The organism is Cryobacterium sandaracinum, from assembly GCF_004403415.1.
Taxonomy (GTDB): Bacteria; Actinomycetota; Actinomycetes; order Actinomycetales; family Microbacteriaceae; genus Cryobacterium; species Cryobacterium sandaracinum.
In genome coordinates this window covers 110,560-116,651 of record NZ_SOGO01000030.1, presented here as the reverse complement: position 1 = coordinate 116,651, position 6,092 = coordinate 110,560, and the positions used below count along the sequence as shown (strand labels likewise).

Here is a 6,092-nt window from a genome sequence, read left to right as displayed (position 1 = left end):
CCCGGCCGCGCCGCCCGCCCAGCGGCTAGCGCCCGCCCGGGGCGGCGCCGGACCAGGCATTCCGCAGCAGCAGAGTCAGGTCGTCGGGGGTGACCGCGCGCGGGTTCGACGCGGGAACGGCCGGCAGGACCAGTGCCACGGCCCGGGCGATGTCCGACTCCTGAAACCCGAAGTCCCGCAGCGCAGTCGGTGCGTGCAGGCTGTCCCGCAGGGCGAGTAACCCTTCGACGGCGGTGCGCGAGCCCAGGGCGGCGGCTATCCGCGCCTCGGCCTCGGTGGCGGCGGGCGCGTTGAGGGCGATCACATGCGGCAGCACGATGGCGTGCGTCTGCGCGTGCGGCAGCCCGAAAGTCCCGCCCAGCACGTGACAGATCGTGTGATGCAGGCCCGAACCGGCGCTGGAGAACGCGCTCGCCGACAGATACGCGCCATAGAGGGCATCCTTCCGGGCGGCCAGGGCTCCGTGGATGCCGCCGCCCCCCAGAACCGGATCGCTCCCCGATGTGTCCGAGCCGGCCGCCTCCGCGGTGTGCGGTCCGACCCCGGGAGCCACGGCGATTCGCGGCAGGGCGTGGGCCAGCATTCGGATTCCCTCAGCGGCGAGCAGCGCGCTGACCGGGTTCGCGCCCGGGGCCCAGAGGGCGTCGACGCCGTGGGCGAGGGCGTTCAGCGCGCTGGACACGCTCAGCTCGCGAGGGAGGGACAGCGTGAGGTCGGCGTCGTAGATCACGGTGCTGGGCAGGACCCTCAGATCGAACCCGGTGGTCTTCACCCCGTTTTCGACCAGCCCCCAGACCGCGGTGGCCTCCGAACCGGAATAGGTGGTGGGCACCGCCACGATCGGCAGTCCGCCGGTCCGCTCGCTGCGCAACGCGAGAATCTTGGCCAACCCGATCGCCGACCCGCCGCCGAGGGCAACGATCACGTCGACGCGAGCCGCCTGGGCCGCCCGATGGGCGCGCTCGGCCGACTCCGCCGGAACGTGCTGCACGACCTCATCGAACACCAGCACCGAACGGATGCCGGCGAGCACCGCCGCGGACCGCTCCATTTCCCGCCGGGTCGCGATCACCATCACGCGCGGGGCGCCGGGGGTGCCGCTGGCGCCCAAGGTGCCCGCCGTAGCGATCACGCTCGCCGTGCTGGTGCTGGTGCCGGTGCCGCCGGCCTGCACCGTGCCGCCGGCCTGCACCGTGGCCGGCTGCTCGCCGAGCACCTTGCCGAGCACCTCGCCGAGCAGCTCGCCGGCCCGCCCGGTGCCGAAGAGCACGCGCTGTCGCTGCGTTCGATACTCGAAATCGAGGCCCGGCCCGACGGGCTGCTCCCTCACGGCACGCCTACGCGCGGGTCTGCATGGGGCGGGCCAGCCAGGCTCGGGCGGCGGCGACATCCGTGGCGGCGATGCCGTGACCTCCGTCGCGCAGCTCGCGGTCGACCTGGGCGCCGCGCCCGATGAGGGTGGCGACGGCCCGGTCGGCGCTCGCGAGCGGGGCCATCAAGTCGGAGCGTCCGTTGAGCATCAGCACCGTCGTGTCGGCGAGGTCCGTGGCGAGCGCGCGATCGTCGAGCGGGAACATGCCGGAGAACGCGACGACCCGGTCGAGAGCGTCGGGGTGCAGCAGGGCCGTGGCCAGGGCGATGTTGGCCCCGTTGGAGAAGCCCACGGCGATAATGCGGCGCCCGTCGAGGTCGTAGTGCTGCCGGGCTTGGGCGATGAAACCCGCCAGTTCGCCGGCCCGCAGCACCACGTCCTCGACATCGAACACGCCCTCGGAGAGGCGGCGGAACCAGCGCAGCATGCCGCCCTCGGTGACGCGACCGCGCGGGGCGAGCACGGTCGCGCCGGGGTCGAGCGCGTCGGCAAGGGTGAGGATCTCCTGCTCATCGCCGCCGGTGCCGTGCAGCATCAACAGCACGGGGGCGGAGACATCCGTGGGGTCTGAGCCGGGCGGGCCTGAGTCGCCGGATGCCGTCGGCGAACCCGCCCGGAAAACGTGCACCCAGTCGAGATCGGTCTGTGGGGAGTCGCGTTGCTCGGTCATCGAGGGTCCTACTTCTCCGCGACGAGGGCCGGGTTGTTCTCGCTCGGCAGGGTGATCGGAACGACGGCGCGCTCGATCTGGTCCCGGCTGGGCTCGAGCCACGGCGGCAGCTTGAGAGAGCGGCCCAGTTCCAGCAGTGGCTCGTCGATGTCGAAGCCGGGGGTGTCCGTCGCGATCTCGAACAAGACGCCGCCGGGCTCGCGAAAATAGATCGACGTGAAGTACTGCCGGTCGAGGATCGCCGTCACGCCGTAGCCGCGCGCGACGAGTTCCTGGCGCCACTGCTCCTGCGTGGTCTTGTCCGGCACCCGGAACGCGATGTGGTGCACGCTGCCGCCGGCGGTCAGGCCGACCTGCCCGTTCGGGTCGGCGAGGATGTCCACGATGTTGCCGGGGGCTCCGTCGCCGGCACCCACCCGGATGCGGTCGGTTGTCTCCTCGATCACGTGCATGCCGAGGTCGCGGGTGAGCACCTCGACGGTGCCGGTCGGGTCGGCGACGGTGAGCACCGAGGAATGCTGGCCGCGCACCGCGTACTCGGCGGGCACAGATGCCGAGTCCCACGGATTGCGCGGATCAACCGTCGACGAGGCCACGAGGTCCAGCTGCAGGCCGTCGGGGTCACGCAGGGAGAGGCGTTCCTCGTCGGCGGAGCGGCGCACGAATTCGGATTCGACGCCGAGTTGCCTGAAGTGGCCGGCCCACCAGCCGAGGCTGCCGGCCGGCACCGAGAAAGCGGTGGACGTGGACTGGCCCGAGCCGGGGCGCCCGCTGGAGATGCCCGTCCAGGGGAAGAAGGTGAGCAGCGAACCCGGGCGGCCCGCGTCATCCCCGTAATAGAGGTGGTAGGTGCCGGGGTCGTCGAAGTTGACCGTTTTCTTCACGAGCCGCAGGCCGAGGCCGGTCACGTAGAAATCGATGTTGCGCTGCGGTGCACCGGCAATCGCGGTGACGTGGTGCAGTCCGGAGGTGTGCGGAGTCACGGGGTCCCTTTCTGGCGGGAAGCTGGTCGGTGTGCTGTTGGCGTCGAGTCTGGCATGCGCTTTCTGAGCTGCGCAGTCCGGCGTGATGCCGACTTCTATGCAAACACATGTTTCTGTGGATTCATTCCCAGGCACGTGCAGCTCCCGCGCGAGGGCGAATGCGCCGCTCGGGCCGCTCGGGCCGGGCCGACGGGACTACTCTCCCTGGCCGACATCCCAGGAACGCTCCGGCAAGTCCTCGAGCCAGTTCCCGACCGAATCGTCGTTCGCCAGGGAGATGCTGCTCTCAGCGGGACACGCCAGCCCCGGCGGAACCGAGCACGACGCCTCGGAGATCAAATCCCGGCCGTCGACATCCTTCGGCGGTTGTGCACCCGCGTTCCCAAACATCGAACCCCCTCAGTCGGCTTTTCCGGTGCGGTCGCCGGGGTCCGGGGCAACAGTTTGAAGCTACGCTCGCGGAGGATTCGCCGTCAAGCACTTCGAGAAACGGATGCTGCCGCGATTCTGCCGCCGCCCCGTTCCGCCGTCTCCGCGCTGGCGCTGACCCGCGCCCCGGGAACCCGCCCGGAGGCCAACGGAGACCGCAGCCGGGCCAGGGCCCGCAGCTCGATCTGCCGCACCCGGTCGTAGGACACACCGAAGTGCGCTCCGATCTCCCGCCGGGGCTTCGGGATGTCGCCGCCGAGGCCGTACCGCATGCTCAGGACGCTGGCTTCGCGGTCGGGCAGGAGGGAGAGGTGGCAGGCGAGGCGCTCCAGCAGGAGGGTGCGGCCGGCGGCGTCGCACGGGTCGAGCGCCGCGACATCCGCAATGGTGTCGCCGAAGGGCACGTTCTCGAGGCCGCTGCCGAGGTCGGCCCAGACCGGGGCGTCGATCGACCGCGGCTGGCCGGTGCGGTTCCGCAGCGTCAGGATCTGTTGCGTGGTGAGCCCGCTGGCCTGGCCGAGTTCCGCGATGGTGCCGTCGCGGCCGAACTGCTGCCGCAGCCGGTGCTGCACCTGGTTGAGGGCAGTGAGCGCCTCGACCTGGTAGGCCGGGAGACGGTGGTTCGGGCCTGGTCGGCCAGCGCGCGTTGAATGCTCTGGCGGATCCACCAGGTGGCATAGGTCGAGAACTTGAAACCGCGGGTGTGGTCGAAACGCGGGGCCGCCCGGATCAGGCCGAGATTGCCTTCCTGGATCAGGTCGAGGAGGTCGAGCCCGCGGCCGGTAAAGTGCCGGGCCACGGACACCACCAGCCGGAGATTCGCGCAGATCAGGTGATTCATGGCCCGCCCGCCGTCGGCCGCGAGCCAGCGGAGCTCCTCCCCGAGGTCGGCGGCCCCCTCGCCGGAAGCACCCGGCCAAAGCCGTGAGAGTCTCTCCGCTGCGAGCAGCCCGACCTCGATGCGCTGGGCGAGCTCGATCTCATCCGTCTTGGTCAGGAGCGGCACACGGCCGATCTCGTGCAGGTAGGCGCCCACGGAATCGGCGGAGAAGCGGTGACGGGAATGGGAACGGCTCGCGGCGATGGTCATGCCGGTACCGTAGGCGCGGGCCGGGGTCGGGACCTCGGGGCCGACACAGCGTGTGCAGAATCACCGCACGGGTCCGGCTGTGCAGGAACCCCGTGCGCCGACCGACCTCGAACGGGGAGTTTCGCTCGGGGCCCGGATCGACGATGATGAGCGGGCAGAGCCGTATCGAGTGGAGGGACGCGACTATGAGTGATGCAGAGTCAAACGATTCCGGCGAGAACTTTCTGCCCGGCCGTGACGGCGACAGCGGCGGCGGCAGCGGTGACGACAGCGGTGATAGCGGCGGCGACAGCGGTGATAGCGGCGGCGACAGCGGCGGTGACAGCGGCGACAGCGGCGGCGTCAGCGAGAGCGAGGTCGACGGCTACGAGGTCTACCACCCGCCGGCGGACCGCTTCCTCACCGCCCAGATGTGGTGGATCGCGAGCGAACTGGTGCGGCGGCATCCGCATCTCCGCATCTCCGGGGTGGAGGTCGACGAGGCCGACCGCCTCCTGATCGTGCATGACGAGCAGGACGGCATGAGCGTGCAGTGGGACCTCGAGGGCGGCTGCAAATTCCTGGTCGACGGGGTGGTGCAGAAAATCAGCTGGATCCAGATGCTGGCCGCGCTCAACCCGCACACGATCGTCAAGCGTATCGAGGTGGCGAGCGGACTCGGCATCCCGAAGACCACACCGGCCACGTCCGCCCGGGCGCTGACCTACCGGGTGATCGCCAGCGCGCTGGCCACCGCGACCAACGACCGGTACGAGTGGTACGCGGTTCCGGCGCCCATGCTGCACGACGAAGATCCGGAAAACCCCGGATGCGAGTTCTTCCGCGACTTCCCCTCCACCGTTCGGGCGCGGGCCGAGTATGTCGCGATGACCCTCGATGAGTTCGAGGCGGGCGGTCGCAGCGTGTACTTCTACCAGCCGTTCTGGGCGCTGCTGCGCGACCTCGAGCCGATCGCGATCTTCGACTCTGCCGGGGTGGTGCACACGACTTCGGGCGCCACGGCACTGATGCCCCTGTATGAGCGGCTCGACCGCAAGCTCGCGCTCGTGACCGCGCGCGTGCTCGCCGACTACTTCCCCTGAATCGGGCGCGGGCACTCGGGCAGGCGAGCCGGCCCCCCGCTGCGGAGAGGGCGAGCGGGCCGGTTAGCGGATGCTGCCGAGCTGGGTCAACTTCGCGTGCAGAGTCGAATCGCTGGGCTCCACCACGTGGGTGCCGTCCGGGAACAGGATCACCGGGATCTGGGTGCGACCGCTGATCGCGTGGGCACGGTCGGCGCCGTCCCCCACGAGCAGGAGGTCGACGTAGTCGTAGTCGACGTTCAGCGTATCGAGCAGTTTCTTCGAGCGGCGGCAGTCGCCGCACCACTCCGCCCCGAACACGGTCAGGCGCTGGGCGTCGGAAACAGGGGGAGCGGCGAGGTCGGTCATGAACTCATCCTAGGTCGGCACCCTGAGTGCCCCGCGGGTCGGCGTGCGTGCGCCTCGTTTTGGGGCAGAGGGCCATCGTCGATGCCCTCGAGAACCGGGTTTTTGAGGCAGGCCGACT

At 70.4% G+C, this 6,092-nt stretch carries 7 protein-coding genes; 1 reads left to right on the top strand and 6 read right to left on the bottom strand.

Annotation, left to right across the window (positions count from 1 at the left end; all coding sequences use genetic code 11):
- Positions 1–25: 25 nt before the first annotated feature.
- From E3T25_RS10420 to E3T25_RS10400, 5 genes are all read right to left on the bottom strand, one after another.
- Entirely contained in the window at positions 26–1,330 is a 1,305-nt protein-coding gene (locus tag E3T25_RS10420; protein WP_241980799.1) for a maleylacetate reductase, read from the bottom strand.
- A gap of 7 nt (positions 1,331–1,337) precedes the next feature.
- Positions 1,338–2,042, bottom strand: coding sequence for an alpha/beta hydrolase (locus E3T25_RS10415; RefSeq protein WP_134374123.1), 705 nt, complete (start codon positions 2,040–2,042; stop codon positions 1,338–1,340).
- 8 nt (positions 2,043–2,050) lie between these two features.
- Complete coding sequence (locus E3T25_RS10410; RefSeq protein WP_104099468.1) at positions 2,051–3,025, bottom strand: ring-cleaving dioxygenase; 975 nt, start codon at positions 3,023–3,025, stop codon at positions 2,051–2,053.
- Between the two features lie 473 nt (positions 3,026–3,498).
- Positions 3,499–4,026 (bottom strand): sigma factor-like helix-turn-helix DNA-binding protein, encoded by a 528-nt coding sequence (locus E3T25_RS16785; protein WP_166785991.1) that lies wholly within the window; start codon positions 4,024–4,026, stop codon positions 3,499–3,501.
- Positions 3,936–4,544 (bottom strand): sigma-70 family RNA polymerase sigma factor, encoded by a 609-nt coding sequence (locus E3T25_RS10400; RefSeq protein ID WP_134374119.1) that lies wholly within the window; start codon positions 4,542–4,544, stop codon positions 3,936–3,938. Before E3T25_RS10400 ends, E3T25_RS16785 begins: the two co-directional genes overlap by 91 nt.
- A 185-nt stretch (positions 4,545–4,729) precedes the next feature.
- On the opposite strand from E3T25_RS10400, the gene E3T25_RS10390 reads away from it, so the two are divergent.
- Positions 4,730–5,626, top strand: a complete 897-nt coding sequence (locus E3T25_RS10390) for a TY-Chap2 family putative peptide chaperone (protein WP_166785990.1) — start codon at positions 4,730–4,732, stop codon at positions 5,624–5,626.
- Positions 5,627–5,689: 63 nt separating this feature from the next.
- Here E3T25_RS10390 and E3T25_RS10385 read toward each other — a convergent pair whose 3' ends face one another.
- Positions 5,690–5,974, bottom strand: coding sequence for a glutaredoxin family protein (locus E3T25_RS10385; protein ID WP_134374113.1), 285 nt, complete (start codon positions 5,972–5,974; stop codon positions 5,690–5,692).
- Positions 5,975–6,092: the final 118 nt, after the last annotated feature.